Annotated in this window: 25 protein-coding genes and 3 tRNA genes; 8 read left to right on the top strand and 20 right to left on the bottom strand. The window is 58.8% G+C overall.

The genetic code is table 11. The annotated features are described in order from the left end of the window. Positions 1 to 99 precede the first annotated feature (99 nt). Positions 100 to 1,104 carry a hypothetical protein gene (locus ACYBHZ_RS13910; RefSeq protein ID WP_460274886.1) on the bottom strand — a complete coding sequence of 335 codons (1,005 nt, stop codon included), beginning with the start codon at positions 1,102 to 1,104 and terminating at the stop codon, positions 100 to 102. Between the two features lie 111 nt (positions 1,105 to 1,215). On the opposite strand from ACYBHZ_RS13910, the gene ACYBHZ_RS13905 reads away from it, so the two are divergent. Then, positions 1,216 to 1,641, top strand: a complete 426-nt coding sequence (locus ACYBHZ_RS13905) for a hypothetical protein (protein ID WP_460274885.1) — start codon at positions 1,216 to 1,218, stop codon at positions 1,639 to 1,641. Between the two features lie 11 nt (positions 1,642 to 1,652). On the opposite strand, the gene ACYBHZ_RS13900 is transcribed toward ACYBHZ_RS13905, so the two are convergent. From ACYBHZ_RS13900 to ACYBHZ_RS13880, 5 genes are all read right to left on the bottom strand, one after another. Beyond that, the gene (locus tag ACYBHZ_RS13900; protein WP_460274884.1) at positions 1,653 to 2,375 is read right to left on the bottom strand and encodes a dienelactone hydrolase family protein; all 723 of its coding nucleotides are present in this window, start codon (positions 2,373 to 2,375) and stop codon (positions 1,653 to 1,655) included. Between the two features lie 58 nt (positions 2,376 to 2,433). Further along, complete coding sequence (locus ACYBHZ_RS13895) at positions 2,434 to 3,225, bottom strand: hypothetical protein (RefSeq protein ID WP_460274883.1); 792 nt, start codon at positions 3,223 to 3,225, stop codon at positions 2,434 to 2,436. Positions 3,226 to 3,334: 109 nt separating this feature from the next. Next, positions 3,335 to 3,547, bottom strand: a complete 213-nt coding sequence (locus ACYBHZ_RS13890; RefSeq protein WP_460274882.1) for a hypothetical protein — start codon at positions 3,545 to 3,547, stop codon at positions 3,335 to 3,337. Positions 3,548 to 3,664: 117 nt separating this feature from the next. Beyond that, on the bottom strand, positions 3,665 to 4,018 hold the full coding sequence (locus ACYBHZ_RS13885; protein ID WP_460274881.1) for a roadblock/LC7 domain-containing protein: 354 nt from the start codon (positions 4,016 to 4,018) through the stop codon (positions 3,665 to 3,667). A 435-nt stretch (positions 4,019 to 4,453) separates the two neighbouring features. Further along, positions 4,454 to 4,537: transfer RNA gene (locus ACYBHZ_RS13880), tRNA-Tyr, on the bottom strand. A 158-nt stretch (positions 4,538 to 4,695) separates the two neighbouring features. Here ACYBHZ_RS13880 and rlmB point away from each other — a divergent pair. After that, a complete protein-coding gene (gene rlmB, locus ACYBHZ_RS13875) occupies positions 4,696 to 5,496 on the top strand; it encodes a 23S rRNA (guanosine(2251)-2'-O)-methyltransferase RlmB (RefSeq protein WP_460274880.1) in 801 nt (266 codons plus the stop codon). Positions 5,497 to 5,703: 207 nt separating this feature from the next. Continuing rightward, the gene (locus tag ACYBHZ_RS13870) at positions 5,704 to 6,135 is read left to right on the top strand and encodes a CoA-binding protein (RefSeq protein ID WP_460274879.1); all 432 of its coding nucleotides are present in this window, start codon (positions 5,704 to 5,706) and stop codon (positions 6,133 to 6,135) included. A 37-nt stretch (positions 6,136 to 6,172) separates the two neighbouring features. Here ACYBHZ_RS13870 and ACYBHZ_RS13865 read toward each other — a convergent pair whose 3' ends face one another. The 6 genes from ACYBHZ_RS13865 to hisA form a co-directional block, all read right to left on the bottom strand. After that, the gene (locus ACYBHZ_RS13865) at positions 6,173 to 6,484 is read right to left on the bottom strand and encodes a phosphoribosyl-ATP diphosphatase (RefSeq protein ID WP_460274878.1); all 312 of its coding nucleotides are present in this window, start codon (positions 6,482 to 6,484) and stop codon (positions 6,173 to 6,175) included. Positions 6,485 to 6,508: 24 nt separating this feature from the next. Continuing rightward, on the bottom strand, positions 6,509 to 7,306 hold the full coding sequence (hisF, locus tag ACYBHZ_RS13860; protein WP_460274877.1) for an imidazole glycerol phosphate synthase subunit HisF: 798 nt from the start codon (positions 7,304 to 7,306) through the stop codon (positions 6,509 to 6,511). A gap of 60 nt (positions 7,307 to 7,366) precedes the next feature. Further along, positions 7,367 to 7,633: a hypothetical protein gene (locus ACYBHZ_RS13855; protein WP_460274876.1), complete on the bottom strand. Its 267-nt coding sequence runs from the start codon at positions 7,631 to 7,633 to the stop codon at positions 7,367 to 7,369. Further along, positions 7,630 to 8,082, bottom strand: coding sequence for a DUF2867 domain-containing protein (locus tag ACYBHZ_RS13850; RefSeq protein ID WP_460274875.1), 453 nt, complete (start codon positions 8,080 to 8,082; stop codon positions 7,630 to 7,632). Before ACYBHZ_RS13850 ends, ACYBHZ_RS13855 begins: the two co-directional genes overlap by 4 nt. Positions 8,083 to 8,161: 79 nt before the next feature. Next, on the bottom strand, positions 8,162 to 8,449 hold the full coding sequence (locus ACYBHZ_RS13845) for a hypothetical protein (RefSeq protein WP_460274874.1): 288 nt from the start codon (positions 8,447 to 8,449) through the stop codon (positions 8,162 to 8,164). Beyond that, positions 8,446 to 9,168 (bottom strand): 1-(5-phosphoribosyl)-5-[(5-phosphoribosylamino)methylideneamino]imidazole-4-carboxamide isomerase, encoded by a 723-nt coding sequence (gene hisA, locus ACYBHZ_RS13840; protein ID WP_460274873.1) that lies wholly within the window; start codon positions 9,166 to 9,168, stop codon positions 8,446 to 8,448. The genes ACYBHZ_RS13845 and hisA overlap by 4 nt, the downstream gene beginning before the upstream one ends. A gap of 153 nt (positions 9,169 to 9,321) precedes the next feature. Here hisA and ACYBHZ_RS13835 point away from each other — a divergent pair, with 153 nt between their 5' ends. Then, positions 9,322 to 9,708 (top strand): DUF2147 domain-containing protein, encoded by a 387-nt coding sequence (locus ACYBHZ_RS13835; protein ID WP_460274872.1) that lies wholly within the window; start codon positions 9,322 to 9,324, stop codon positions 9,706 to 9,708. A gap of 74 nt (positions 9,709 to 9,782) precedes the next feature. On the opposite strand, the gene hisH is transcribed toward ACYBHZ_RS13835, so the two are convergent. From hisH to ACYBHZ_RS13815, 4 genes are all read right to left on the bottom strand, one after another. Next, the gene (gene hisH / locus ACYBHZ_RS13830) at positions 9,783 to 10,421 is read right to left on the bottom strand and encodes an imidazole glycerol phosphate synthase subunit HisH (RefSeq protein WP_460274871.1); all 639 of its coding nucleotides are present in this window, start codon (positions 10,419 to 10,421) and stop codon (positions 9,783 to 9,785) included. 30 nt (positions 10,422 to 10,451) lie between these two features. Then, positions 10,452 to 11,039: an imidazoleglycerol-phosphate dehydratase HisB gene (gene hisB, locus ACYBHZ_RS13825; protein ID WP_460274870.1), complete on the bottom strand. Its 588-nt coding sequence runs from the start codon at positions 11,037 to 11,039 to the stop codon at positions 10,452 to 10,454. A 116-nt stretch (positions 11,040 to 11,155) separates the two neighbouring features. Next, positions 11,156 to 11,230, bottom strand: a tRNA-Gly gene (locus tag ACYBHZ_RS13820). An 82-nt stretch (positions 11,231 to 11,312) separates the two neighbouring features. Further along, positions 11,313 to 11,387 (bottom strand) — tRNA-Gly (locus ACYBHZ_RS13815). Positions 11,388 to 11,685: 298 nt separating this feature from the next. Here ACYBHZ_RS13815 and ACYBHZ_RS13810 point away from each other — a divergent pair. Continuing rightward, entirely contained in the window at positions 11,686 to 12,843 is a 1,158-nt protein-coding gene (locus ACYBHZ_RS13810) for an NAD(P)/FAD-dependent oxidoreductase (protein WP_460274869.1), read from the top strand. Positions 12,844 to 12,875: 32 nt separating this feature from the next. Here the strand turns inward: ACYBHZ_RS13810 and ACYBHZ_RS13805 are convergent, their stop codons facing one another. Continuing rightward, a complete protein-coding gene (locus ACYBHZ_RS13805) occupies positions 12,876 to 13,262 on the bottom strand; it encodes an MAPEG family protein (RefSeq protein ID WP_460274868.1) in 387 nt (128 codons plus the stop codon). 140 nt (positions 13,263 to 13,402) lie between these two features. Next, positions 13,403 to 13,960, bottom strand: coding sequence for a helix-turn-helix domain-containing protein (locus ACYBHZ_RS13800; RefSeq protein WP_460274867.1), 558 nt, complete (start codon positions 13,958 to 13,960; stop codon positions 13,403 to 13,405). A gap of 117 nt (positions 13,961 to 14,077) precedes the next feature. On the opposite strand from ACYBHZ_RS13800, the gene ACYBHZ_RS13795 reads away from it, so the two are divergent. After that, a complete protein-coding gene (locus ACYBHZ_RS13795) occupies positions 14,078 to 15,235 on the top strand; it encodes a benzoate/H(+) symporter BenE family transporter (protein ID WP_460274866.1) in 1,158 nt (385 codons plus the stop codon). A gap of 62 nt (positions 15,236 to 15,297) precedes the next feature. On the opposite strand, the gene ACYBHZ_RS13790 is transcribed toward ACYBHZ_RS13795, so the two are convergent. Both ACYBHZ_RS13790 and ACYBHZ_RS13785 read right to left on the bottom strand, forming a co-directional pair. After that, entirely contained in the window at positions 15,298 to 18,741 is a 3,444-nt protein-coding gene (locus ACYBHZ_RS13790) for a pyruvate carboxylase (RefSeq protein WP_460274865.1), read from the bottom strand. Positions 18,742 to 19,096: 355 nt separating this feature from the next. Further along, complete coding sequence (locus ACYBHZ_RS13785) at positions 19,097 to 20,638, bottom strand: MDR family MFS transporter (RefSeq protein ID WP_460274864.1); 1,542 nt, start codon at positions 20,636 to 20,638, stop codon at positions 19,097 to 19,099. 160 nt (positions 20,639 to 20,798) lie between these two features. Between ACYBHZ_RS13785 and ACYBHZ_RS13780 the strand changes: the two genes are divergently transcribed. Both ACYBHZ_RS13780 and ACYBHZ_RS13775 read left to right on the top strand, forming a co-directional pair. Continuing rightward, positions 20,799 to 21,404 carry a MarR family winged helix-turn-helix transcriptional regulator gene (locus ACYBHZ_RS13780; protein WP_460274863.1) on the top strand — a complete coding sequence of 202 codons (606 nt, stop codon included), beginning with the start codon at positions 20,799 to 20,801 and terminating at the stop codon, positions 21,402 to 21,404. A gap of 45 nt (positions 21,405 to 21,449) precedes the next feature. Continuing rightward, on the top strand, positions 21,450 to 24,140 hold the full coding sequence (locus ACYBHZ_RS13775) for an ATP-dependent helicase (protein WP_460274862.1): 2,691 nt from the start codon (positions 21,450 to 21,452) through the stop codon (positions 24,138 to 24,140). Positions 24,141 to 24,376: the final 236 nt, after the last annotated feature.

Here is a 24,376-nt window from a genome sequence, read left to right as displayed (position 1 = left end):
CTCGGGCATGCAAAGCGAAACCGGGCTGAGGTTGAGGTGAGCCCCGACCGGCTGGCGAAACCTTGCCGGGTCAGACTATAGCGCAGAGGCCCGAGGGGCTTAACGCATCCAAAGCCCGGCTTTCTTGATCTGATTGCGGATCATTTTTTCCCGGCGTGGCAGGTTCTCGCGATCAAACATCGCGCGGATTTTGTCGCCCTTCGGTTGGTACACGAGCCGCTTGATCGGTTCATATTCCTTGAGCACCTTTTTGATCCAATTCGGTTTCGCAACCTCTCGCAGAACATCAACCACGCGATCCTTCTCGCGTGCAAAAAGGAGCGGGAAGGTGCGGTAGTGGCAGGAGATCGCGCCGTCGAGCGTGTCGTCCGGGATCGTCTTTCGCGCGCCGCCAAAAGAATGGATCACGAGCGGCAGAGCAACCTGATCGAGCCAAGGGTCAAAGGTTTGCAGGCTCGCCGCTTCGGGCGGATTGTCCCGGATTTCCAAAGCGTATTCGAGGAAGCGCTGGCCGAATTTGCGGGGGCACTCATAGAAGAAGAATCCCGCGTTGAAATAGAGGTAGCGTTTCCAATATTCGTTCGGCTGTTCCAGATCGAGCGTACTGTCGAACTCCAACCCGAACCGGTCGTACAGCGATTTCCAAATTTCCGTATAGCCGGGGCCGTACAATTCGATTTGCGGCCAAGTGCCCTCGACCTTGAGGGAGGCGCAGGGGCAGGAGAAATCGAAGGGGACAGAGGAAAGCGGCCCGGTGATCAGCGTGTCGCTGTCAAAGAACACAAAGGGCTCGCCTTCGGGCAGCGACAGAAGTGCCTCGATCTTGTTGCCATAGGGATAGCTTTGTCCGAAATGGTGGTTCTCAAAAGGAAGTACCTCTGCGCCCAGACGTTTCAGCGCGGCCAACAGATCGGCCTGTTTCATGCGCGGGTCATCGGTCCATTTTTCGCCGGGCTGTGGCTCCGCGATGAAAAGTTTGCCCTTGAAGTCCGGGTCCATCGCACGAAGCGATGCCGCGAACAAAAGCGCCTCATACATCAAGCGCCCATCCTGACCGATGACGACAACATTGAACGGGGCAGGGTTTTGAGGCTTACTGGTCATGCACGAACTCTGTTGGGGTGAACTGTCGGACCGGGGAGGTTAGGGGGACTATAGGGTGGTTTATGGACGACCTAAAGGCGCTAATTCCTTCTTAGAAAAAGGATTGTTTTGATGTTGCCGAGTATGACCAAGGGTATGGGGGCTTTTGCTTTTTTTGTGGCTGCCCATGCCGCGCAGGCTGAAAACTTCACCACTGCGGCGGAGGTGAAGCCGATCTTGCAGGCGACCAAGCCGCAATGGATCGCGGTGCGCAATTACGATGGCAAGGATCTGCTCTACTTCACCAATCTCCTGAGCTGGCGCTGTGGGTTGACGGAGATTTTCTATTCGCTGAACGGTGCCGAGATGGTGCCTTTCGCGATGGAGCCCTGTTATCTCGACACGGCCCAACCCAATGCGCTCAAGGCGGAAACGCTCGACGCGATTTTGGTGAGTTTCCCGCCCGGAACGATCGAGACGGTCGATCTCAACGTGATCTTCGACGACGGCACGTCTGAGCAGACGCAGTATGAGCGTGCCGCCATCGAGATTCAGTAGGCAACTCGCGCTCAGCCGAAAATCTCGGCGAGAAAATCGACCATCGTTTTCCAGCCGCGCGCGCTCGCTGTCTCGCTATAGCCAAAGCCCGGTTGCATCCCCGGTTTTGCGGCCGGGTTGGTGAAAGCGTGGCCCGTATGCCCAAAGGCGTTGAGCTGCCAGCGTGCACCGCGCTCCGTCATCTCCTGAGCAAAGGTTAAAACACTGTCGGGTTTTGCCAGCGGATCGTCCCATCCGTGCAGGACCAGAACTTCTGACGAAATGTCCACGTCCGGCGCGCTCTCCGCACGGTCTAGAATGCCGTGGAACGATGCGACGCCGCAGATGTCTGCGCCTTCGCGGGCGAGATCGAGCACTGCCTTGCCGCCAAAGCAATAGCCGATCCCGGCGGTGCGTTCGGCATCGACCAAATCCTGCGCCTTCAAGGTTTCAAGCGCTGCCACCATGCGCGCGGCGAGCGTTGCGCGATCCGCGTCAAGCTTCCCTTTGACGGCATGGGCCTCCGCCGGATCGTTCGAACTCCAGCCATTTCCGTAATAGTCGATCGCGAAACCGACATAGCCAAGAGCCGCGAGTTCCTGAGCGCGTTGTTCTTCAAAAGGTTTGCGCCCGCTGAAAGCATGCGCGACGAGCACGCCGGGGCGGGGACCATCCAGATCGGCGTCCCAGTGCAGGGTGCCAATGAAGGGGCCGCCCGGGCCCTCGTAGGTGAGTTCCTTGTTGCGCAGTTCCATGCCCGTTCCTTTGTGGGGAGAGGTGTTGCTGGCAAGTCTGAGGCTTTTGATCCGGTGTTCAAGCCTCTTTTCGGTCTTGTGATATCGGCGCGGCACTGACGATCTCCGGCGGATCGACACTGAGGGCTAAGCCATGCACCACACGGCCATCGGACAGGTTCAGCGTTTCGCAGTCTGCGGCGCTGTCAGCCCATTGCGCGCCGGGTGAAAACGCCATGAGCGCCAATGTCATGCCGCGCTTCTCCAAGGTGGCGTGAAGATGCTCCAAAGCGTGCCGGAAACTGTCGCAGCGCGTTTCAAATCGAACCTGCCGACGTCCGCCGCAGGCAAGGTTGAGCATAAGCTGGCAGGCGGGATCGTATCGCCACGCTGCGTGGTAATCGATGATACCTTCTGACGACTGTACGGTCCGACTGAGATGTTGGAACGGTTCGGGCGTTGTGGTGTCTGAGGGATTGCCGAGCTGCGCGCCGGGCGGGGCTGGCGGGCGCTTGAATTGAGCGAGCCAACCGAACAGCCCGGGTCTGCGCGTAAATATGGTCGGGGCGAAATCCGGGGAGAGGCGTTCTTCTTGCAGATCGGTGTCCCATGCGCTGACCCCAGTCGTCTTCTCCGCGTCGAAACCCGGAAGGTCGCAGGGAAGTCCCTGCAATAAAAAATTGCGCGCGATGAGCTTGTTCAGTTCGAGCTGGGCTTGCTGTTGTCCCCAGCCCTCTATTTCGAGTTCGGCAACCCGTGCCTTTAGCGCTTTAACAGTCTGAAGGCGTCCGCGATGTGTGTGCAGCGGCGCATGTGAGAAGGTTTCAGCCACAAGGGCAGGTAGGTCTTGGGGCGTCAAAGCATCAGTCATGCGCAACTCCGAAAAAGTCGGGTGGGCCGAGCATGGCACGTCAGAATGAAGATTATCTTGAGAGAGCGTGAAAATGTTTGGTGACGATGAGGCTTGTTTTCGACAGAGCTCAGGCACCCGTCGTCAAGCTGGCTTGCAGTTTTTCCAAAGCCTGGATCGCTGGATCGTAGCTACTGCCCGACTTTGGGTGGGTTGCCTTCATGTCGCGGTAGAAGCTCAGCCATTTGTCCAATTGGGAGACGGGATATTCGTTGAACCAGATGTTCCCTCTGAGGATGAACGTCTGGCGGTCGTCGCTGAGTCTGGCTGTGAATTTTGACATTGGTGCAAACTCCTAAAAGGAACGGCCAATGTCAAATGTGGAGGAGGGATTGGAGCACATTGCGCTCCGATTTGGGCAACCGACAAGCACTTGCGTGTGCCAGTTGCCCGAACAGGATCAGAAGGTGAGCGTGCCTTCGACTTTCTTCAGGCTGAGGCGCGCCATGCCAAGATTCGCGTTCGAGCGGTCAAGCGCGACGTAGAGAAACACAGTCGGGACGGAGGTCAGCGGACGGATCAGGTGCAGCTGTGTGCCAAGGGTGATGAGGATGTCCTCGATATGGTCATCCCCCAGCCCAAGCACGCGCATGGCGTTGCTCTTGGCGCGGACGACTTCGGTGTTCGCTGCGGCAGCGGCTTCGAGATCGAAGGGGATGCGGCTTGTCTCGCTGGCGAGCATGAGGCCGGTTTCGCTATCCACGAGGCAGGCTCCGATGAAGCCGGAGATGTTTTTGAGATCAGAGATATTCATAGTGTACGTTCTTTATTTGGGGAGGTTTTTAGGTTCGTCTGAGAGGAGGGTTTTGAGGGAACGCTTTGTTCGAAAGGCGTTGGGAAAAGGGCAATTTAAGGAAAAGTCCTCCTGAAAATATGTCAAAATCATGATTTTTGCATATGGATGTATACATATCATTTTTGGGAAAATTCATGAATTGAGGGGCTTAGCGGGAATAATCACGCATGTCGGTATCTTATTGAAATTGCTCGCCTAAAGGTTGTTTTGAGAAAAAATGGGATTCGTCGGCATGTGAAAAAGCCATTGCGGAGAATCATACCGAACCGGTGGCGGCGGAAGAAGCCGACCTCTTGTTGAGATGATGGGACGGGGGCTGCCCTAGAGGGAGGGAGCGAGACATAAGCTTTATAAGCTTCGCCAGCTTTCTCGGATACAGTGTCTGGAGAAAAGTGGTGGGCGACCCTGGAATCGAACCAGGCATGAGTCTCCTCGGCGGAGTTACAGTCCGCTGCCGCACCTTGCAGCCCGTCGCCCACTTTTCGCAGTCTTGGTCGTTCATTCGCTCGACCGTTCCGCGTTGTGTGGGGGGGTGGATACAAGCGAGTTCGGGGGGCGTCAACAGGAAAATGACTTGTACTTAGAGATTGCGCGCGGCAGGAAGGGGAAAGCATTCAAACCGGGACGGCAGAGCCATGAAAAAACCCAAGTGGGTCATCGAAAAAGAGCAGCAGAAGCGCAAATCGGCGCAGGAAACCGTGTGGCTTTTCGGGCTTCATGCGGTGCGTGACGCTCTGGCCAATCCTGCGCGGGAGAAACTGCGGCTGTTGGTGACGAAAAACGCCATGGCGAAACTCGAAACCGAAATTGCCGCCTGCGGGATCGCGCCGGAAGAAATCGATCCGCGTAAATTCCACGATCCGCGCAATCACGGCGTGCCGATTGATCCGGGGTCGGTGCACCAAGGGGCCATGCTTGAGGTGAAGCCGCTCAAATGGGGGGCTGTTGAAGAAGTCTGTTTGGCGGCGGGGGAGGGCGTGCCCTCTGTCGTGCTTCTGGACCAAGTGACCGATCCGCATAACGTCGGCGCGATTCTGCGGTCTGCCGAAGTGTTCGGCGCGGAAGCCGTGATTGCTACTGCGCGTCACGCTGCGCCGGAGACCGGGGCCTTGGCGAAAACTGCATCCGGGGCATTGGAACGCCAGCCCTATCTGCGGGTGCGCAACCTCTCCGAGACGATTCTCAAGTTGCAGGAGTTGGGCTTTGCCTGCCTGGGGCTCGACGGCGAAGCTGAGGTGACGATTGATGAGGCGCTTGGCGGTCTCAAGGGCCGTCCTGTGGCGCTTGTGCTGGGGGCTGAGGGGCCGGGGCTGCGCCAGAAGACACGCGAAACCGTGGATCAGCTTGTGAAAATCCCCTTCGCGCGAGATTTCGGGTCGCTCAACGTATCGAATGCCGCTGCGGTGGCGCTTTATGCAGTCGCAACGCGAGGCTGATGAAGACGGGAGAAAGGTGCGACGAATTCACATGTCGTTCACGTTTTTCTTACAAACTCTTCAATATGGAGAACGACCACCTATCTATCCTGGTGAAACGCGCAGTTTGGAACACGCGCGTTGTTCTCACTGTCCCTCGTTCCATACCTTTGCCCGGGCCTTGTGCCCGGGCTTTTTTCTTTCTCAGAACGCGCTATGGTTTCTCTCATGACATATGTTGATCAGCTGACAGATATCGATATCGCCCGCATCCTTGGAGACACGAAAGTGGTCGCCCTCGTTGGCGCGTCTCCGCGCCCCGAACGCCCCTCACATCAGGTTGGGACGTTCCTTACCGCACGCGGCTACAAGGTCATCCCGGTCAATCCGGGGCAGGCAGGCAAGACCTTGTTTGGCCAGACCGTCGTTGCCTCGATGGAGGAGATCGACGAACCTGTGGATATGGTCGACATCTTCCGCCGCTCAGACGAAGTGATGCATGTGGTTGAGGATGCGCTCAAGCATCTCAAGGGGCTGAAATACGTCTGGATGCAGCTTGGCATCATCAATGACAAAGCCGCCGCTCTGGCCCATGCGCAGGGCGCTGAAGTCGTGATGGACCGTTGTCCGGCCATTGAAATTCCCCGGCTCGGGCTTTGAGGCGGAATTTGAAACGTTTTTGAAGCTGATGGGAGCGTCAGCCGCGAGAGGCCTTTTCCGCAATTCCCGAAAGCCCCTGACGGCGGGCCAGTTCACCCAGCACATCGTCGAGCGGAATATCCCGCGCGGCCAGCATGACCAGCATGTGATAGAGCACGTCGGCGGCCTCGTAGGTGAGGTTTTCCTTGTCGTCGATGGCGGCGGCGATGATCGCCTCGACGGCCTCTTCCCCGAATTTCTCGGCGCATTTCTGCGGCCCTTTGGCGAAAAGTTCCGCGGTCCAGGAGCTTTCCGGATCGGCGGATTTGCGGGACAGGATGACCTGTTCGAGATCGTGCAGAACGGACATGGCCAGCTCCTTAGTTGAGACGCATTAATTTAGACGCATGGGGATACCCTTGGCGGCCATGTAGTCTTTGGCCTCCTGAATGGTGTAATCCCCGAAATGGAAAATGGAGGCGGCGAGCACGGCGCTCGCGTGGCCTTCGGTGACACCTTCGACGAGGTGGTCGAGATTGCCGACCCCGCCGGAGGCAATGACCGGAATGTTCACGGCATCTGCAATGGTGCGGGTCATTGGCAAGTTGAACCCTGCGCGGGTGCCGTCGCGGTCCATCGAGGTCAGAAGGATTTCGCCCGCGCCCTTGCTCTCAATCAGCTTGGCGAATTCCACGGCGTCAATTGGATGACCGTCTTTGTCGAGCGCGGCTTTACGGCCCCCGTGGGTGAAGATCGCCCATTTGGTCGGATTGCCCTCGGCGTCCCATTCGATGGTTTTCGCATCAATCGCACAGACGATGCACTGGCTGCCAAAGTGATCTGCCGCGCGGGCGATCACGTCCGGATCGGCCACCGCCGCCGAGTTGAAGGACACTTTGTCGGCACCGGCAAGGAGGAGATTACGCACATCTTCCGTGGTCCGCACACCGCCACCGATGGTCAGCGGCATAAAGCACTGTTCGGCGGTGCGGGTCGCAAGGTCGTACATCGTGCCGCGGTTCTCATGGGTGGCGTGGATGTCCAGAAAACACAGCTCATCGGCGCCTGCTGCATCATAGGCCCGGGCGCTCTCGACCGGGTCGCCCGCGTCGATCAGGTCCACGAAATTCACGCCTTTCACCACACGGCCATCGGCCACGTCGAGGCAGGGGATGATGCGGGTTTTGAGCATGGGGCGCGCGCCTTTCGTCAGTGTCGGCCATGGCTTACTGCGCCGACGCGCGCGATGCAATCATTTGGACGCTGTGCGACGGCCAAGCCAGAGGCGCAACAAGATGGCAATTAGGGCAAGCGGACTCATAAGAAACGTGAAAACCACGGGGACGAAGCTGAAGTACAGGGCCAGCCCCCATTCTTTCCCGCCGATTTTGCAAGACAGCGGTTCGAACATATCGCTGATCAGACCGCAACCGGTGATCAGGCTCACCACCCAAGACATGAGGGCCGTTACGATGGGCAGCGTCCAAAGGAGCAGAAAGACGGAAAGAGCGCGTTTCATGCGGCGCGGGCGATCCGGCGCATGGCGTTCCGCACGATCAGCACGTGAAACGGTTTGACGATCATCAGATACGCCCGCCCCAGTGCATTGTTGCGATGAACCCAGGTCGCCATGTGAATACGCCCCGCGTCTTGTCGGATGCAAATGCGAAAATTCAGGTGGGTGTCGTCGGTGCCGATGATGAGCTCGTCTTTGCCTTCGTATTCCACCGGAAACATCGCGTCCTCGCCACTGTCGGCGATCTCTGTTTTCAGGCCGAGAGGCTTCACGATCCAATTGCGCAGGCGCAAAAGCGCGTCGGCCCAGCCGGGCATAGTCAGGCCGATGTTCGCGGCCTCACGCGGCGACAGAGCGCTATTGACGGCGTAACCGTCGATGAAATCTCCGGGCAGGACTTTGGTCCATAGGTGAGAAGTCGAGGGGAGGGGGATATGTTGAACCTGTGCCATCGGTACTCTTCGGGTGATGTTGATGGCGTTCACTGAAAGGTGAAATCTAGCACAAAGATAGGAGCATGTTGACGCAGGGCTATCGGCGGCGGGGGCGACGGATTAGATCGACCACGATCAGGATCACAAGTGCAAGGGCCAGAAGAGCCGCGAGTGGCAAGGTCAACAGCAAAAGCCAGCCTGTCATACCCAATCCGGCAAGCGTGCCACCCCAGTCATGCCCGTTCACGATACAAGGATAAACGCCCGCCTCATCCACGCGACAGCCATGGCGCTCTGCGAACCACGACACCCAGATCAGCGCCGGGATCGGGGCAAGGCAGAGCGCGATGCCGAGGGAGAGGAGGGTGTAGAGGGCTTTCTTCAAGCCTTCATCACCATGAGCGCTTCCGCCAGATCAATCGCCCCATCGTAAAGCGCGCGGCCCGAGATAGCCCCATTGAGCGGGGCACCGCAGGCTTTGAGGTTTTCTAGATCGGCAATCGACGACACGCCGCCGCTTGCGATCACTGGGATCGACACGGCATTGGCCAAGGCTGCGGTTTCTTCGATGTTGGGGCCCTTCATCGCGCCGTCGCGGTTGATGTCGGTGTAGATGATGGCCGAGACGCCCGCGTCCTCAAAGGATTTCGCAAGATCGGTGGCGTTCACGTTGGTCTCTTCGGCCCAGCCTTTGGTCGCGACCATGCCTTTGCGGGCGTCGATGCCGACCGCAACATGGCCGGGGAAGGCTTTCGCGGCTTCGCGGACCAGATCGGGGTTCTCGACGGCAACGGTGCCGAGGATCACGCGCTCAAGGCCTTTGGACAGCCACATCTCGATGGTCTTCATGTCGCGAATGCCGCCGCCGAGTTGGGCGGGAACTTTGCACTGTTTGAGAATCTCTTCGACGGGGGCTGCGTTCACCGGCTCACCCGCAAACGCGCCATTGAGATCGACAAGGTGCAACCACTCGCAGCCCGCTTCGACAAATTCAAGCGCTTGTGCGGCCGGATTCTCGTTGAACACCGTCGCCTTCTCCATCTCGCCTTTGTAAAGTCGCACGGCATTGCCGTCTTTCAGGTCGATGGCGGGATAGAGGATCATGGGCTGGCGCTCCTGTCGTGAAACTGTCGCGCTTCCTTTGGCATGATTGCCGGGGAAATGCAAAACCCGCTTTGGAAGAAATGTGCCGTTGCGTTAGTCTTGCTTCAAAGTCGTTCGCCCGATCAGGATATGGGCATCTAGGGAGGATATACTATGAAACGATTTACGACTGCGGTCGTGACCGCGTTGGCGCTGGCAGCGCCTGCCTTTGCTGCCGATCCGGTGGAAGGCACATGGAAGACGCAGGTCGATGACGGGCATTATGCTTATGTTTCGATCAAACCCTGTGGCGCGCAGATTTGCGGCACCATTGCGAAGGCGTTTGATGCAAGCGGTCCGGTTCAATCCGAGAACATTGGCAAGCCAATCGTTTGGGACATGGTCGCAGCAGGCGGTGGGTCCTATAAGGATGGCAAGATCTGGCAGCCGTCGACCGGCAAGGTCTACAACTCGAAGATGACGCTGTCCGGCAATACGCTGAAGGTCAAAGGCTGCGTCGGGCCGATCTGTAAGGGGCAGACCTGGACGCGGGTGCAATAAATCCAGGCGTCAAAAATGAGAAAGGGGCCTCTTGCGGGCCCCTTTGTCTTTTCTCGGGGGAACGCCTTGAGATCTTACGGTTTCCAAGCGAGGAAATTCGAGACGATACGCAGACCGGCCCGTTGGCTTTTCTCCGGGTGGAATTGCATGCCGATCATGTTGTCGCGCGCCACGATGGCGGTGACCTCTTCGCCGTAGTTCACATAGGCCAGACGATGCGCCGGGTCCGCCACTTTGAAGTGGTAGGAGTGGACAAAATAGGCGTGATCGCCCGTGCTCACACCGTCCAGCACCGGGTGCTCGCCCTCAATGTGGAGGTTGTTCCACCCCATATGCGGCACTTTCAGGCTCGGGTCGGAGGGCTCGATTTTAACGACTTCGCCGCCGATCCAGTCAAACCCTTTCGTTTCCTCGTATTCGAGGCCACGGGTCGCCATCATCTGCATGCCGATGCAGATGCCCATGAATGGCCGACCTTTCTCCGTGACGGCCTCGGAGATGGCCTCGAACAGGCCTGTGTAATCGAACAGCTGTTTCTTGCAGGACGGAAACGCGCCGTCGCCCGGAAGGACGATGCGGTCGGCTTTTGCCACCACGTCCGGTTCGGAGGTGACGACAATGGTGCCCGCGCCGCTTTCGCGCGCCATGCGTTCAAAGGCTTTATGCGCGGAGTGGAGGTTGCCGCTGTCGTAATCGACGAGTGCTGTAAGCATGTCTTTATCTCTATGCAGTGCGGGCGCGCTTCAGAGCGCGCCCTTGGTCGAAGGCAGGCTGTCTGCCATGCGCGGATCGATCTCAAGCGCCATGCGCAGGGCGCGTGCGACGGATTTGAAGGCCGCCTCGGCGATGTGGTGGGAATTGATCCCATGCACCTTGTCGATGTGCAGTGTGAGGCCCGCATTGGTGGACAACGCCTGAAAGAACTCGCGCACCAGTTCGGTGTCGAACGCGCCGATCTTATCGGTCGGAAACTCGACGTTCCACACGAGGAAAGGGCGCGCCGAAAGATCGAGCGCGCAGGCGACCTGCGTGTCGTCCATGGCGAGGGCAAAGTGGCCGTAGCGGTAGATGCCCTTTTTGTCGCCGACGGCTTTTACCAGAGCCTGACCCAGCGCGATGCCGGTGTCTTCGACCGTGTGGTGATCGTCGATGTGATAATCGCCCTTCGCGCGGATGGTCATGTCGATCAGCGAGTGGCGCGACAACTGGTCAAGCATGTGGTCGAAAAAGCCCACGCCCGTCTGGTTGTCATATTTGCCAGTGCCGTCGAGGTTGATCTCGACGGTGATCTCGGTTTCCGCAGTTTGGCGGCTGATTGTGGCTTTGCGCATGGGCCATCCCTTTTGTCGCTTCATGCCGCTTATACGCGCGTGTCAGGGGATTTGCCAATGGGCGGGGGGATTGTGCAAAAGCAAAAAGCCTCCCCGAGGGGAGGCTTTTTTGTAATTGGAGCGGGTGATGAGATTCGAACTCACGACATTTACCTTGGCAAGGTAACGCTCTACCCCTGAGCTACACCCGCTCGGGTGCCAACCTGTGACGTCGGTTCGGTTACGTCCTTCCTGGGGCTGGTCATGACCGTGACGGTCACAACCGGAAGGAATTGGAGCGGGTGATGAGATTCGAACTCACGACATTTACCTTGGCAAGGTAACGCTCTACCCCTGAGCTACACCCGCGTCCTTCGGGTGAGGCGTGAGATATGAAATCCCGCCCGGGGCTGCAAGAGGAAAATCGCGCTTCGGGCAGATTTTTTCTCGGATGCCTTAAAACTGGACTTTTCGGCGTGTGGTATGTTCTCGATCAGATCGGCGATGCACGCGGCTGTGATCGGGATAGTCAACCTGACGCAGAGACATATGCTGTTTTTTAAATATATCTTTGATGTGGATTAAGGACGGAGGCCGGAAGGCGGGCTCTGATCACGATCGTATTTCAAGCTGGCCGCGCGGCCAGACAATCTTTCTCAGGTGTGCCATGACCAACCCTAAAACCCATATCATGATCCTCGGCAGTGGCTTCGGCGCGCTGACCGCCGTGCGCGAGATACGCAAGGCCAAGATGAATGCCCGTATCACCGTGGTCTCGCCGAACAATCATCTGACCTATCTTCCCAGTTTGATCTGGATGCCGTCGGAGCTTCGGAGCGCGTCCGACATTGATGTCGATCTGAGCAAATTCTTTGCCCGCGAAGAGGTCGATTGGCTGAAGGGCCGCGTGGTCAATGTGCGCGAGATGGGGCGCACGGTCGATGTTGAGACGGAGGCGGAGACCATTGCCGTTTCGAATGACGTGCTGATCATCGCGACCGGCGGGCGCTATCTCAAGAAGATGCCGGGGCTGGCGGAACATGCGATCATCCCCTGCGAAGGCGCCATGAATGGCCAGCTTATCCATGACCGCATTCGCGACATGGAGGGCGGTACGATTGCCTTTGGTTTCGGCACCAACCCGAAAGAGCCGCAGGCGGTGCGCGGTGGGCCGATGTTCGAGTTCCTGTTCGGAGTCGACACAATGCTGCGCCAGCAGGGGCGGCGGGACAAATTCAAACTCGTTTTCTTCAACGGCTCGGACCGTCCCGGCCAACGTCTCGGGCCGAAAGCGGTAGACGGTCTGCTGCGTGAGATGTGGAAACGTGACATCTCCGTGCATATCGGTGCGAAACCGCAGCGCATCGAGGCGGATAAGATTGTGACGGAGCGCGAGGAAATCCCCGCCGACCTTGTGCTGTTCATGTCCGGGCTGACTGGTCCTCTGTGGCTCGACAACACCGAATTGCCGCGCAGCGCCGGCGGCTTCATTCAGGCGGATGAAAAATGTCGGGTGGTCGGCTGGCCGAAAACCTATGTCGTGGGCGATACCGGTTCATATCCGGGGCCGGACTGGCTCGCGAAACAGGCGCATCAGGCCGATCTTCAGGCCGAGGCCGCCGTTGCCAATATCGGCGATGAACTGGCGGGGCGGGAGCCAAGCCATAATTTCAAGGCCGAGCTGGTCTGCATCGTCGACTCGGTGAACAAGGGCATTCTGGTGTTCCGCAATTACAAGCACGCGCTCACCCTGCCGAAATGCCGGGTCTTCCACTGGGCCAAGCGGTTCTTCGAGTGGCAGTATCTCAGAGCCTACCGGAACTAAAAGAAAGGGGCCGTTGGGCCCCTTTTTCGATTTCAGAAAATCGCCATCAGAATGTCGGCGACGGATAAGGCTAGCAGCAGGGCAAAGGTCGACAGGATGCCGTATTTGCGGCCCCACTCCTTGTCGCCCCCTTGCATCCCGTAAGCATGCATTGCGCGCGAGGCCACAAGAACGATCCCGGCGAGATGGACGAACAGGGCTGGGGCGCCCATCGCCTCGAACCCGGCAATCAGAATCAGCGTCAGAGGCGCGTATTCGTTGAAGTTGCCATGCGCGCGGATGCGGCGGTTGAGCGTGTCATCGCCGCCATCGCCAAGCCCTTGATGCAGGACGATGCGCTGTTTGATGACGTGGATCGAAAGGTAAAGGTAAAGCAAGCCGGTCAGTCCGGCGTAGAAAGCGGTCAGTGTGAGAGTCATATCTGCGTCTTTGAATGAGGAGGTTCGCATGCGCCGTAAAGCGGTCGGATAGTGCGAGTTTATTCAAACATATTCAAAAGTCATTGTGTGTTGCCGCACAGTCGATGCGCGAGCGAAGAGGCGTGACCCGTCGTCGCGGTTTAACCCTGTGCGCTGCGCGGATAATGGATCGTGTTGTGAAACTGGGCGATCGTGTCGCCTTGGTTCCGATAGCCATGAGGCTGATCAGCGGGGAAACGGAGCCCGTCGCCCGCGCGCAGAACCCGCCATGCACCATCATGCAAGAGTTCCATCTCGCCCGTGGTCACGAAGACATCCTCGACCACACCCCGGTCATGCGGCTGCGAGACATGGCTTTGTCCCGGCTCTAGCGTCATCAGAAAGGTTTCCGAACCGAACACGGGATCGAAGGGAAACACCGTTTGATAGCCGATATTGGCGCCAAGCTTTTTCGGATGGGGCTGCGCCGGGGCGTAGCTGCCGGTGGTTTGCACCGTGTCTTCGATGAATGCCGTGAGCGGCAGGTGAAATCCTTTTGCAATCTTCCAGAGCGTCGCCAGAGTGGGGGAGGATTCCCCGCGTTCGATCTGGCCCAACATGGCCTTGCTTACGCCTGTCACCTCCGCCGTCTGCGCGAGGCTGAGGCCCGCAGCCGTGCGCACGGATTTCAGGTGGATGCGGATCGTGTCGTCACTCATGGGTTCGCCTGATTGCCTATTGTGCGTTATAGCGTCCGTGCGTTATAGCGGTCTTGGCCGTTATAACGCACAATTGCGGCACTTCAAATCCAAACGCTCGTTTTGCAGAGGTTTCGCATGTTCGGACTGAAACTCTCCCATATCGTCGCTGGCGCCGTCGCGGTGCTTCTGGGCTACACAAGCAGTGTCGCGATCATCTTTCAGGCCATCGACGTCCTCGGCGCGACACAGGCGGAGGCAAACAGCTGGATGCTGGCGCTGGGCCTCGGCATGGGGATCAGCGGGCTGATCCTGTCGCTGCGCTACCGCATGCCGATCCTCACCGCATGGTCCACGCCCGGCGCGGCGCTTTTGGTGATCAGCCTTGAAGGTGTGCCGCTGGCGCAGGCAATCGGGGCTTTCGTCTTTTGTGGGGTGTTGCTGACGCTCACCGGGGTAACGGGCTGGTTCGAAAAGCTCTCGCGCTTCATTCCCGATGCGCTGGGCAGTGCGATGCTCGCCGGTATTCTCTTTCGCTTCGGCCTTGGGGTGTTTTCCTCAATGCAGGAAAACCTGCTGCTGGTGGGGCTGATGTGTGCGACCTACCTTGCCGGGCGACGCTGGTTCGCGCGGTTTGCCATTCCAATGGTACTTTTGGTCGGCATCGTCTTCTGTGCGCTCACGGGGGCTTTTGACACGACGCAGCACGTGAATTTCGAGATCGCCAAGCCCGTCTTCGTCATGCCCGAGTTCACCCTCGCGACGCTCATCGGGGTCGGTCTACCGCTTTATATCGTGACCATGACCTCGCAAAACGTCCCTGGTGTCGTGACCCTCAAGGCGGCGGGCTATGAGCCGCCAGTTTCCGCCTCGATCACGGTCACGGGGCTGACCTCTCTTATCCTTGCCCCCTTCGGGGGCTACGCCTTCAATCTTGCGGCGATCACGGCGGCAATCTGCGCGGGGCCGGAGGCGGATGACAATCCGGCCACGCGCTACAAGGCGGTGGTGGTCGCGGGTGTGCTCTATTCCATCGTCGGGCTGATGGGGGCGGCTGTGATCAGCCTGTTCCTCATCGCGCCGAAAGCCCTCGTGGTCACGGTCGCGGGGCTGGCGTTGCTCAATACGATCTCTTCGAGCCTCACGGCGGCTTTGAAAGATCCCGATCAGCGCGAAGCTGGCCTCGTTACCTTCATGACCACTGTATCTGGCATCTCGTTCCTAGGTATCGGCGCTCCGCTTTGGGCGCTTGTGTTCGGTGGGCTGACGTCTCTGGTATTGACCCGCAAGACATGAAACCTTTGGAATGAAAAAAGCCCCGCTCTTCAGCGGGGCTTTCTGTCTTCTGTCGCGCGGTCTTACTCGAACTCGACGAGCAAATCCTTGGCGTCGATCTGCGAACTTGGGATCACATGGACCGCTTTGACCGTGCCATCGTGATCGGCGGTGATGGAGGTCTCCATTTTCATCGCTTCGATGGTCAAAAGCACATCGCCTTTCTTCACGGTCTGTCCCGGCACCACGGCAACGGTCGCCACGACGCCTGGCATCGGAGCGCCGACGTGTTTGACGTTGCCGACCTCGGCTTTCGGATTGACCGCGACGGAAGCGGCGGCGGAGCGGTCTTTGACGCGCACGGTACGCGGCTGGCCGTTGAGTTCGAAGAACAGTTTGACCTCACCCGTCTCGGTAATATCCGAAATCGCCTGACAGCGGATTTCCAGCGTCACACCCGGATCGATGGTCGCCGAAATCTCTTCGCCTTCTTCCATGCCATAGAAAAAGTTCTTCGTCGGCAGCACCCGCACGGGGCCGTATTGCTCGTGGCGGCTGACGTAATCGGAGAACACCTTTGGATACATCAGATAGCCGTTGAAATCCTCCTCGTCGAACTCCTCGTCAGGGAACTTGGCTTGAAGTTCGGCGCGAAGCTCGTCGAAATTCGCAGCCTTGAGGTGCAGGCCGGGGCGTTCGGTGTTGGGCTTCTCCTTGCCGAGTGCTTTCTTGATGATCGTGTCGGGGAAACCGCCCGGCGGCTGGCCGAGGTTGCCGCGCATCATGTCGATGACCGAGTCCGGGAAGGCCACATCGACCTTCGGATCCTCGACCTGATCGCGTGTGAGACCTTGAGACACCATCATAAGTGCCATGTCGCCCACCACTTTGGAGGAGGGGGTCACTTTGACGATGTCGCCGAACATCATGTTCACATCGGCATAGCATTGCGCCACCTCATGCCAGCGCTCCTCAAGCCCGAGCGAACGGGCCTGCGCCTTGAGGTTGGTGAACTGACCGCCCGGCATTTCGTGCAAGTAGACCTCGGAGGCCGGCGCTTGGAGGCCGCTCTCGAAGGCCGAGTACTGGCCGCGCACGGCTTCCCAGTAGTTCGACATCTCGCGGATCGCGGCAATGTCGAGGCCGGTGTCGCGTTCGGTGAAGCGTGTGGCTTCGACGATGGAGCCAAGACAAGCTTGCGAGGTGCCACCGGAGAAAGCATCCATCGCCGCGTCCACCGCATCGACGCCCGCGTCGGCGGCGGCGAGGATGGTGGCTGCGGCGGCACCTGAGGTGTCATGGGTGTGGAAGTGGATCGGCAGGCCGACCTCTTCCTTGAGCGCCTTGATGAGCTGGCGCGCTTGCGCGGGTTTCAACAGGCCCGCCATATCCTTCAGGCCTAGTACATGCGCACCGGCGGCCTTCAGGTCCTGACCCATTTTGACGTAATATTTCAGATCGTATTTCGAGCGCGCCGGATCAAACAGATCGCCGGTGTAGCAGATCGTGCCTTCGCAGACCTTGCCGCTCTCGATCACCGCATCCATCGCGACGCGCATGTTCTCGACCCAGTTGAGGCTGTCGAAGACGCGGAACACATCGACGCCGGTCTCGGCGGCTTGGCGCACGAATTCCTGTACCACGTTGTCCGGGTAGTTCGTATAGCCCACGCCGTTCGAGGCGCGCAAAAGCATCTGCGTCATCACATTCGGCATGCGCTCGCGGATGTCGCGCAGACGTTGCCACGGGCATTCCTGCAAGAAGCGATAGGCCACATCAAAGGTCGCGCCGCCCCAGCATTCGACGGAGAACAGTTCTGACAGGTTCGCCGCGTAGGCGGGGGCCGCGTTGATCATGTCGATGGAGCGCATCCGGGTCGCCAGAAGCGATTGGTGCCCGTCGCGCATCGTCGTATCTGTGATCAGCAGTTTTTTCTGATCCAGCATCCAGTCCGCAACGGCCTGAGCGCCTTTCTCATCCAGCAGCTGCCGCGTGCCCATGGGCGGAGTTTCCGCCTTGAGCGCGGGCACCACGGGTTTGCGCGCGTCGGCAGCGGGCTTGGCGCGGCCAATGGTTTCCGGATGGCCGTTCACCGTGATCTCGGCGAGATAGGTCAGGATTTTCGTCGCGCGGTCGCGGCGCTGTTTGAAATCAAACAGTTCCGGCGTCGTGTCGATGAATTTCGTCGTGTACTCGTTCGACAGGAACACCGGGTGTTTCAACAGGTTCTCGACGAAAGCAATATTGGTCTGAACGCCGCGAATACGGAATTCGCGCAGCGCGCGGTCCATCCGGGCAATCGCCGCTTCTGGCGTGCGCGCCCAAGCGGTCACTTTGGTCAGGAGGCTGTCGTAATAGCGCGTGATCACAGCGCCGGAGTAGGCGGTGCCGCCATCAAGGCGAATACCCATGCCGGTCGCGGAGCGATAGGTGGTGATCCGTCCATAGTCGGGGATGAAATTGTTCGTCGGGTCTTCGGTCGTCACACGGCATTGAAGCGCGTGGCCGTCGAGTTTCACGTCATATTGGCTGGCGACCCCGGTGGCCTCGGTGAGGCTTTTGCCCTCCGCGATCAGGATCTGTGCGCGGACGATGTCGATGCCGGTCACTTCCTCGGTGACGGTGTGCTCCACCTGCACGCGGGGGTTCACCTCGATGAAGTAGAACTTGCCGCTTTCCATATCCATCAGGAATTCGACGGTCCCGGCGCATTCGTAGTTCACATGTTCACAGATGCGCTTGCCCAGATGACATAGCTCTTCACGCTGCGCAGGCGAGAGATACGGGGCAGGGGCGCGCTCCACGACCTTCTGGTTGCGGCGCTGCACGGAACAGTCGCGCTCGTAGAGGTGGTAAATATTGCCATGGGTGTCGCCAAGGATTTGCACCTCGACGTGGCGGGCCTTGGTGATCATCTTTTCGAGATAACCTTCGCCATTGCCAAAGGCGGCTTCGGCCTCGCGGCGGCCTTCCTTGACCTTTTCCTCAAGCTCCTCAGTGTTCATGATCGGACGCATCCCGCGCCCGCCGCCGCCCCAGGAGGCTTTGAGCATCAGGGGGAAACCGATCTCTGCGGCCTCTTTGCGGATTGCATCGAAATCGTCGCCCAGAACTTCGGTTGCCGGAATGACAGGCACGCCCGCCGCAATCGCAACCTTGCGCGCGGAGGCTTTGTCGCCGAGCTGGCGCATGGTCTTGGCTTTGGGGCCGATGAAGGTGATGCCCGCCTCAGTACAGGCATCTACGAAATCGGGGTTTTCCGACAAAAGGCCGTAGCCGGGGTGGATCGCGTCTGCACCGGCCAGTTTGGCGACGCGGATGATCTCTTCGATGGAGAGGTAAGCTGCGACGGGTCCCATGCCCTCGCCGATTTTATAGGCTTCATCCGCCTTGAAGCGGTGCAGCGAAAGCTTGTCTTCTTCGGCGTAGATTGCAACGGTGCGTTTGCCCAGTTCGTTCGCGGCGCGCATCACGCGGATGGCGATCTCGCCGCGGTTGGCTATCAGGACTTTTTGAAAGTCGGCCATGTCGAAGGGTCCCCTTGTCTTCTTCTTCATTGAAGCGTTTCGCGCCACAGATCTACGAGAGCGGGCAATACGCTTTGGATCGTTTTGGTCTCCTGAGCCGCGTACTTTCTCCTCCCGTCACCGGGCTTTTTGCGCCGGGCTCATCAGGTCAGGTTAGGGATTTCTGCAGTGCAGTAAATCCCCTGCGGGGGGCTGAGTCCATTTTGTGGACAAATCCATTGGAAAGGCAAAAGAAATTCCCCCTCCAAGAGGAGCATCTTGGAGGGGGTTTGCAAGATTTGCACCTTATTTTCGGGTCATTAGCAAAGGCCTGCCGCAGCGGCAGGGGGCTTTTGCAAAACGCGGCACGCGAGAATCAATGTTCCCGGCTGGAGCGTGTCTGAAGCGGGATTTCGCGGAGGAAAAACGCGATCACGAGCCCCGCGAGCGCCAATCCGGCTGCGATCCAATAGACCGGGTGGAGTGCGCCGGAGACTGTTTGCGCGATAAGCCCGCGCGTGGCGTCCGGGAGTTGCGCCAAGATTTGCGGGCCAAGTTCTGTCGGGTTCGAAAGTCCTTCGATCTGGCTGCCGCCCATCATGCTGGCCATGCGGCTGGCGAAGAGTGCGCCGAAGAGAGCGACTGCGATGGAGCCCCCAACTTGGCGGAACATGAGGGCCGCCGCCGTTGCAGTGCCGATCTGCTGGCGGGGAACTGCATTTTGAACGGCCGTGGTGACGACCGGGAAAATGCATCCCATGCCTGCGCCCAGCCCGGCCAGTGACAGCCAAAGCGACCAAGACGACATTTCCGGGGACAAGCGGGTGAGCGATACCAAGGCGAGTGCCGCGAGGGTCAGGCCGATTTTCGGCAACAGCCGGTAACGTCCGGTGCGGCTCATATATTGGCCGGACAGGGTAGACGCGGCGAGGATGCCGAAGGTCATCGGAATGAGTTGCAGCCCGGATTGCGTCGCGGTAGCACCTTTGGCCATTTGCAAGAATACGGGGATGAAGGTCAGCGCGCCGAAGATCAAAGCGCCCGAAACGAAAGAGATCACGGAGGTGATCGTGAACACATTGGTCTTGAACAGGTCCATCGGGAGGATCGGCTCGGTTGCTTTGCGCTCAATCAGCACAAATCCGAGCGTCGTGGCAATGAAGAGGGCACTGAGACCCAGACCCATCGGGGACAGGATCGCGAATTCTTTGCCGCCGAGGGCGGTCAAAAGCACGATGGAAGACAGTGAAAGGGTGAGGGCCAGCGCTCCGGCGTAGTCGATCCGGTGCTGCACACGGACGCCGCGCGGTTTGAAGCCAAACACGAACCCGGCCAGAGCCAAGGCGCCGAAGGGCAGGTTGATGTAGAAGATCCAGTGCCAGGACAGTGTGTCCACGAACCAGCCGCCCATGAGCGGGCCTGCGACAGAGGATACACCGAAGACCGAGGCGAAAACGCCTTGGATTTTGCCACGTTCGCGCGGTGGGATGACATCGCCGATGATTGACAGGGCGAGCACAAACAGGCCGCCGCCGCCAAGCCCTTGAAGCGTACGGGCCGCGATCAGGAAGCCCATGGAGCCGGAGAGGCCACATAGCACGGAGCCGGTTAGGAACAAGGTGACGGAAAAGATCACGACGTTGCGCCGCCCGTAGAGATCGCCGAGCTTACCATAGAGCGGGGCGACGACGGTCGAGGCGAGGATATAGGCCGTGACCACCCAAGACAGATGCTCCAACCCGCCAAGGTCCGCGACGATGGTCGGCAGAGCGGTGGAGACAATCGTCTGGTCCAGAGCGGCGAGCAGCAGCAAGACCGCGACGGAGGCGATCACGAGACGGACCGAACCATGCTCCTGTTGCGTGTCCTGCATGTTCGCCGCGCCCTGAGGCTCAGATGGGGTGTGCGATTGGGGCATTGGAAACTCCTTTGGCCCCAAGGCTCAGTTGCTCGCGGGTGAGCAACAGGCGGGGCGTCGTTGCAAGAGGAGGTAGCGCTATCGATTATATGTGTCAATAGCACATACTTGTTGCTGTCATAAAGTTGACATTCACACATGGCTATGCGACCTCCATCTCATGAGCACCGATGACATCTCTTTCAAATCCTCCACCGACCCGCGCGTGACAGCGGGGGTGCCGGATTTTCTGTTGGGCGAAGGCTTCTCGGACGAGGCCATCGAAGCGCTTCTGGCGCTGGACCTCTCGCTATTCCAATGGCGGCGCATGGCGGAGAAGGGGGAGTTCAAAGGCAAGGTGCTTGCGGGCATGACCGAAAAGCTCGACCCGGCGATTCTTCAGGGCCTTCTGTCCATCGCGCAAATCTCCGCGGGTCTCGGGCGCGAGGCTGCTGAGGCCCCGACCGTTGGCATGGTTGCCGAAGTGATGGCGGTCGATCCTTCGCGCGCCTCGCGCATCGTCTCCGAACTTGTATCGCGCGGCTATGTGGAGCGGCGTGCCGTCCAAGAAGATGCTCGCAAATCCGTTTTGGTCATGACGCCGAAGGCCAGAGGCTTCCTTGCAGCATTCACCTTGTCGAAATGGCGGCTCCTCTCGCAGGCGTTCCAAGGATGGAGCGGTGAGGAGATCGAGACCTTTTCGACCCTGTTCGCGCGCTATGTCTCCGGTCTGTTGACATCCGTCAGCACGCCGGGCGATGTCGCGCCGGATCATGAGAACAATTAAAGAACGCGCTTTTCCTCGTCGCGTCAGTTCTGTATCCTGTCCGGCATGAGCAGTTTCGATGAAGACGACGCCTTCGAGGCGGCGATGCAACCTCAACGTCCCTCCCTGTCCCAACTCGCGATGCAAGGCGCACGCGAGGCGGCCTTCGGTGCGCCGGACACGTCCTATCTCGAGACGCTGAACCCGGCGCAGCGGGAAGCGGTGGAAACGCTGGACGGTCCCGTTCTAATGCTGGCGGGCGCGGGGACCGGTAAAACCAAGGCTTTGACCGCCCGGATTGCACATCTGCTGAACACGGGCCGCGCCCAACCGCGCGAAATCCTTGCCGTGACCTTCACCAACAAGGCCGCGCGCGAGATGAAACAGCGCGTTGCTGGTCTGATGGGGATGGAACTTGAGGGCATGCCGTGGCTCGGCACGTTTCACTCTGTCTGCGTCAAACTTCTTCGCCGTCATGCGGAGCTGGTGGGTCTCAAGTCGAATTTCACCATTCTCGACACGGACGACTCGATCCGTCTGCTCAAACAGTTGATCACAGCGGCGGGCATCGACGAGAAACGCTGGCCCGCGCGCCAGCTGGCCGGGATGATCGACAGCTGGAAAAACCGGGCGCTGTCGCCTTCCGCCGTTTCAGGCGGGGAAGGCAATGAGTTCAACGGTTTCGGCGTGAAACTCTACGCGCAATATCAGGAGCGTTTGAAAACGCTCAACGCTGTCGATTTCGGCGATCTGCTGCTGCATATGGTGGTGATTTTCCAGAAACACCCGGATCTGTTGGAGCAGTATCAGCGCTGGTTCAAATACATCCTCGTGGACGAATACCAAGATACCAACGTCGCGCAATACCTTTGGCTGCGCCTTCTCGCCGGTGGGCATAAGAACATCTGTTGCGTCGGCGATGACGATCAGTCGATCTACGGCTGGCGCGGTGCTGAGGTGGGCAATATCCTGCGGTTTGAAAAGGATTTTCCGGGCGCGAAGGTTGTGCGTCTGGAACAGAACTACCGTTCTACTGAACATATCCTTAAATCCGCTGGGGCGGTGATCGCCAACAATAGAGATCGTTTGGGGAAGGAGCTAACAGCTGTTGCCGATCAGCAAGGCTATAAAGTCAAACTGACTGGTTTTTGGGACGGTGAAGAGGAGGCTCGTGAGATTGGTGAGAAGATCGAAAGTCACAACGAAGGTCGATCACATGAGTCGAAAAACAGATACAATCCTCGCTTAACCGATTTTCAACAAGAGCTTGATCGTCGCGCAAAGGCGGGTTTGGGGCCGATTGATGAGCAAAGTTATATCCGTGAAGTTTTTGAAACTGGTAAGGTCTACAACGACCTGAAAACGCGAAACCTTGTTAAGGAGCTACTGAAGGGCGACCCAAGTGCTGCAAATATGTTTGGGGCAGTTAGCGCGTTTGCTGACAATAAATTTTCCCTCGATGAAATCGCCATCCTCGTCCGCGCCTCGCACCAGATGCGGGCGTTTGAGGATCGTTTTCTCTCTATCGGTCTCCCTTACCGCGTGATCGGCGGGCCGCGATTCTATGAGCGCATGGAGATTCGCGACGCCATGGGCTATTTCCGCATCGTCACCCAGCCGGAGGACGATCTTGCCTTCGAGCGGATCATCAACACGCCGAAACGCGGTGTGGGCGACAAGGCGTTGCAAGAGATTCAGATGTGTGCCCGCCGCAATGCTGTGCCGCTTTTGGAGGGCGCGCGGATCGCGGTGGAAGAGGGGCTGCTGAAAGGCAAGGCAAAATCCGGTGTGGCGCAGCTTGTTGCGGATATCGACCGTTGGACCTCTTTGAACGTGCAGCAGATTCGCTATGGCGTCGAAGATGAGGACGCGCTGGTCGAAGACGTGTCCTATGAGCCCGCCGAGATCGGTCATATCGAACTGGCTGAAAAAATCCTCGACGAGAGCGGCTACACGGCGATGTGGCAGAATGACAAAAGCCCTGAGGCGCCGGGGCGGCTCGAGAACCTCAAGGAACTCGTCAAAGCTCTGGAACAATTCGACAATTTGGCAGGGTTCCTCGAACACGTCTCGTTGATTATGGACAATGACAGCGGCGAGGATGGCGAGAAGGTCACGATCATGACGCTGCACGGCGCCAAAGGGCTTGAGTTTCCGGTGGTGTTCTTGCCCGGCTGGGAAGAGGGGCTTTTCCCCTCGCAGCGCTCGATGGATGAGAACGGCACCAAGGGGCTCGAAGAAGAGCGTCGTCTGGCCTATGTCGGCATTACCCGTGCCGAAGAGCTGTGCACAATCTCCTTCGCGGCGAACCGGCGGGTCTACGGGCAATGGCAATCGCAGCTTGCCTCGCGCTTCATCGACGAGTTGCCGCATGAGCATGTGGATGTCGAAACCCCTTCGGGTCTCTACGGCGGGCAGCGCAGCTATGCGGCAGAGCCGACATCCTATGAAAGCCGCGCCGCCACGATGTTCGAACAACGTGCTGCCAAGGCCGATGTCTACAATTCGCCGGGCTGGAAGCGCATGCAAAACCGGGCGCAGCGGGCCGGGACGCCGCGGTCTCCCGTGACCATTGACGCCAAAGCAAGTGCTGCTTTTACGATTGGGGATCGGGTGTTCCACAAGAAATTCGGCTATGGCGAAGTGATGGAGATCGACGGTGACAAGCTCGCCATCGAGTTCGATCATGCCGGAACGAAGAAACTTGTGGCGGGATTCGTGCTTCCTGCGGATCAAGCCGGAGACGTGCCGTTTTAAGCCGCGATACAATCGTGCAACGCGCTGATCGGTGCTTTCTGCATTTCAGATGAATAGAGACCCCGCCATTTTGGTGCTCGCCTTTCGTTCAGTGAGGCGAGTTTTCGACATTTGAGGGGCTGAAAAACAAGACACCCGCGCCCAGGGAGGAGGAGGGGCGCGGGTGTCTCTTGGTATCGGGCCCCAAGGGAGGAGGAGAGGACCCAAATTCTATAAAAGAAATGCGGCGGTGCCAG

This window comes from Celeribacter sp. ULVN23_4 (assembly GCF_054788345.1).
This window is presented reverse-complemented; position numbering and strand designations above follow the sequence as displayed.

Coding starts and splice junctions, on each gene's coding strand:
- ACYBHZ_RS13910 (WP_460274886.1), bottom strand. CDS start 1,104: ATGACCAGTAAGCCTCAAAACCCTGCCCCGTTCAATGTTGTCGTCATC.
- ACYBHZ_RS13905 (WP_460274885.1), top strand. CDS start 1,216: ATGTTGCCGAGTATGACCAAGGGTATGGGGGCTTTTGCTTTTTTTGTG.
- ACYBHZ_RS13900 (WP_460274884.1), bottom strand. CDS start 2,375: ATGGAACTGCGCAACAAGGAACTCACCTACGAGGGCCCGGGCGGCCCC.
- ACYBHZ_RS13895 (WP_460274883.1), bottom strand. CDS start 3,225: ATGACTGATGCTTTGACGCCCCAAGACCTACCTGCCCTTGTGGCTGAA.
- ACYBHZ_RS13890 (WP_460274882.1), bottom strand. CDS start 3,547: ATGTCAAAATTCACAGCCAGACTCAGCGACGACCGCCAGACGTTCATC.
- ACYBHZ_RS13885 (WP_460274881.1), bottom strand. CDS start 4,018: ATGAATATCTCTGATCTCAAAAACATCTCCGGCTTCATCGGAGCCTGC.
- rlmB (WP_460274880.1), top strand. CDS start 4,696: ATGAAAAAACCCAAGTGGGTCATCGAAAAAGAGCAGCAGAAGCGCAAA.
- ACYBHZ_RS13870 (WP_460274879.1), top strand. CDS start 5,704: ATGACATATGTTGATCAGCTGACAGATATCGATATCGCCCGCATCCTT.
- ACYBHZ_RS13865 (WP_460274878.1), bottom strand. CDS start 6,484: ATGTCCGTTCTGCACGATCTCGAACAGGTCATCCTGTCCCGCAAATCC.
- hisF (WP_460274877.1), bottom strand. CDS start 7,306: ATGCTCAAAACCCGCATCATCCCCTGCCTCGACGTGGCCGATGGCCGT.
- ACYBHZ_RS13855 (WP_460274876.1), bottom strand. CDS start 7,633: ATGAAACGCGCTCTTTCCGTCTTTCTGCTCCTTTGGACGCTGCCCATC.
- ACYBHZ_RS13850 (WP_460274875.1), bottom strand. CDS start 8,082: ATGGCACAGGTTCAACATATCCCCCTCCCCTCGACTTCTCACCTATGG.
- hisA (WP_460274873.1), bottom strand. CDS start 9,168: ATGATCCTCTATCCCGCCATCGACCTGAAAGACGGCAATGCCGTGCGA.
- ACYBHZ_RS13835 (WP_460274872.1), top strand. CDS start 9,322: ATGAAACGATTTACGACTGCGGTCGTGACCGCGTTGGCGCTGGCAGCG.
- hisH (WP_460274871.1), bottom strand. CDS start 10,421: ATGCTTACAGCACTCGTCGATTACGACAGCGGCAACCTCCACTCCGCG.
- hisB (WP_460274870.1), bottom strand. CDS start 11,039: ATGCGCAAAGCCACAATCAGCCGCCAAACTGCGGAAACCGAGATCACC.
- ACYBHZ_RS13810 (WP_460274869.1), top strand. CDS start 11,686: ATGACCAACCCTAAAACCCATATCATGATCCTCGGCAGTGGCTTCGGC.
- ACYBHZ_RS13805 (WP_460274868.1), bottom strand. CDS start 13,262: ATGACTCTCACACTGACCGCTTTCTACGCCGGACTGACCGGCTTGCTT.
- ACYBHZ_RS13800 (WP_460274867.1), bottom strand. CDS start 13,960: ATGAGTGACGACACGATCCGCATCCACCTGAAATCCGTGCGCACGGCT.
- ACYBHZ_RS13795 (WP_460274866.1), top strand. CDS start 14,078: ATGTTCGGACTGAAACTCTCCCATATCGTCGCTGGCGCCGTCGCGGTG.
- ACYBHZ_RS13790 (WP_460274865.1), bottom strand. CDS start 18,741: ATGGCCGACTTTCAAAAAGTCCTGATAGCCAACCGCGGCGAGATCGCC.
- ACYBHZ_RS13785 (WP_460274864.1), bottom strand. CDS start 20,638: ATGCCCCAATCGCACACCCCATCTGAGCCTCAGGGCGCGGCGAACATG.
- ACYBHZ_RS13780 (WP_460274863.1), top strand. CDS start 20,799: ATGAGCACCGATGACATCTCTTTCAAATCCTCCACCGACCCGCGCGTG.
- ACYBHZ_RS13775 (WP_460274862.1), top strand. CDS start 21,450: ATGAGCAGTTTCGATGAAGACGACGCCTTCGAGGCGGCGATGCAACCT.